The sequence below is a fragment of the Actinotalea soli genome, from assembly GCF_017565425.1.
GTDB classification, from domain to species: Bacteria; Actinomycetota; Actinomycetes; order Actinomycetales; family Cellulomonadaceae; genus Actinotalea; species Actinotalea soli.
Genome location: NZ_JAGEMK010000020.1, coordinates 1 through 395, shown reverse-complemented (window position 1 = coordinate 395; position 395 = coordinate 1). Strand labels below are relative to the sequence as shown.

Annotated in this window: 1 protein-coding gene; it reads right to left on the bottom strand. The window is 77.0% G+C overall.

Going from position 1 to position 395, the window contains the following annotated elements; translation table 11 throughout:
* The coding region (locus J4G33_RS16860; protein WP_208057167.1) for a hypothetical protein at positions 1-395 on the bottom strand (395 nt) is incomplete at both ends.

Sequence of the window (395 nt, the reverse complement as noted above, 5' to 3'; positions counted from 1 at the left end):
CGCGGTGGGGGCCGCGAGGACGGCGATCTTGACGTCGTCGGCGGAGTGGAAGGTGGCGAGCTGGGCGAGCAGGGCGCGGGTGATGCCGCGGGCGCCGTCCTCGTCCCCGGCGACCGCGACCCGTGCGGCGGAGCGCCGGTCGAGGGTGAGGGGCAGGTCTCGCTGGGTGCTGTGCGAGACGAGGAACCGGTGGGCCGCGGGGGCGGCGCCGGGGTCGAGCTGGGCCAAGGGCGGGGTCTCGGCGGGTTCGAGCTCGACGCACAGCGGCTGGTCGGCGCGGCCGGCGCGCACGGTGAGGTACTGCTCGTGCTCGAGGTCCCGTTCCCACACCCGGGTGCGGTCCTCGGCGACGGATGCGAGGGCGCGGGGGTCGGGGTGGAACCAGTGGGCGTGGC